This is a genomic window from Weissella sp. DD23, assembly GCF_001579105.1.
GTDB classification, from domain to species: domain Bacteria; phylum Bacillota; class Bacilli; order Lactobacillales; family Lactobacillaceae; genus Weissella; species Weissella cibaria.
Genome location: NZ_KQ970394.1, coordinates 191680 through 193341, shown reverse-complemented (window position 1 = coordinate 193341; position 1662 = coordinate 191680). Strand labels below are relative to the sequence as shown.

Here is a 1662-nt window from a genome sequence, read left to right as displayed (position 1 = left end):
CCCCAAACTAATTCCCGGACACAACAAAAACGCTACTGAATCTTACATCCAGTAGCGTTTAGATTTAACGATTCGTCATCTTGAATTCCAAGAAGTAATCGTTGTATTGGCCGACCCAGTATGGGCCAAGATCTTGATACACTTCCAAGTGTGACAAGGTCTTTTCGGCTGGGTACCATTGCTTATCGTCACGAATCGACTTTGGCAACAGCGCCTTACCGGCCTTATTTGGTGTGGCATAACCAACGTACTCAGCATTCTTTGCTGCGTTTTCTGGTTGGCTCATGAAGTTCAAGAAAGCATAAGCGGCTGGCTTATTTTTAACCGTCTTGGGCATCACAATGTTATCGAACCAGAGGTTACCACCATCTGATGGCACCACGTAATGCAAGTGGCTATTTTCAGCAATCATTTCCGCTGCATCCCCTGAGTAATCCACCGCCAAGGCAGCTTCATCTTGGGCCATGTACATCTTGATTTCATCGGCGACAATCGCCTTCACATTTGGCATCAAAGTGTCCAACTTTCCCTTCGCTGCGGCCAATTCAGGAATACTTTTAGTATTCACCGACTCGCCACTTGAAGCAAGCGTCATCCCCATGATGTCACGTGATGAATCAATCAACATGATTGAATTCTTGTACTTCGGGTTCCATAAGTCGTTCCACGTCTTAATGTCGCCCGCCTTAACATATTTGTCGTTATAAACAATTCCCAACGTACCCCAGAAATAAGGTACTGAGTATTGATTGCCACGATCAAATGGTTGGTTCATGAAGCGCTTATCATAGTTGTTCAAGCCTGTTAACTTACCGTGATCAAGCTTAACCAACATATGGGCCTTCTTCATTTTTTGAATCATATAGTCTGATGGCACCGCTAAATCATAGTGCGTCCCACCTTGTTTAATCTTTGTGTACATCGCTTCGTTTGAGTCAAATGTCTCATAGTCCACTTTGTACCCCGTTTCCTTTTGGAACTTTTTAATCAGTGACGGATCAACGTAGTCACCCCAGTTGTAAATCGTCAAGGTCTTATTTGAACCGGTCTTCAATCCTGATTCAGCCGACTTTTGTAGCGCAACGTTAATACCGAACAACAAAGCGACAACGGCCAGGATAATCCCAGTTAACCATGCTAATCTCTTCATTATTGATGCACCACCATTCCTGCTGCGCCACCACGCTTCTTCTTACTTGATTTCACGCTGTAGTTTGAAATGAAGTAGTAAACGATTACCAACAGCAATGATAACAAGAACATCAACGCTGACAGCGCGTTAATTGACAAATCGATTCCTTGACGGGCACGTGAGTAAATTTCAACTGACAACGTTGAGAAACCATTACCTGTTACGAAGAACGTCACTGCGAAATCATCAAGTGAGTACGTAATCGCCATAAAGAAACCAGCCAAAATACCAGGCCAGGCATATGGCAACACCACACGTGACAATACTTGATAGTTTGAGGCACCCAAATCACGGGCCGCATCAATCAAGGCTGGGTTCATTTCATTCAAACGAGGCAAAACCATCAACACAACAATTGGAATTGAGAAGGCAATGTGGGACAAGACCACTGATCCGAAGCCCAAACTCATGCCAATCATCGTGAAGAAAATCAGGAAGCTGGCACCGACGATAACATCAGGTGACACCAT

The 1662-nt window shown here is 44.3% G+C and carries 2 protein-coding genes; both read right to left on the bottom strand.

Translation table 11 applies throughout. The features are described 5' to 3' along the window. Positions 1 to 64 precede the first annotated feature (64 nt). The gene (locus WEIDD23_RS08335; RefSeq protein WP_010370062.1) at positions 65 to 1150 is read right to left on the bottom strand and encodes an ABC transporter substrate-binding protein; all 1086 of its coding nucleotides are present in this window, start codon (positions 1148 to 1150) and stop codon (positions 65 to 67) included. Continuing rightward, positions 1150 to 1662: ABC transporter permease (locus WEIDD23_RS14740; protein ID WP_242865476.1), on the bottom strand; the 513-nt coding region annotated here is incomplete at its 5' end. The genes WEIDD23_RS14740 and WEIDD23_RS08335, both read right to left, overlap by 1 nt.

Excerpts from the sequence above, each read along its gene's own strand:
- WEIDD23_RS08335 (WP_010370062.1), bottom strand. The coding sequence starts at position 1,150 with ATGAAGAGATTAGCATGGTTAACTGGGATTATCCTGGCCGTTGTCGCT.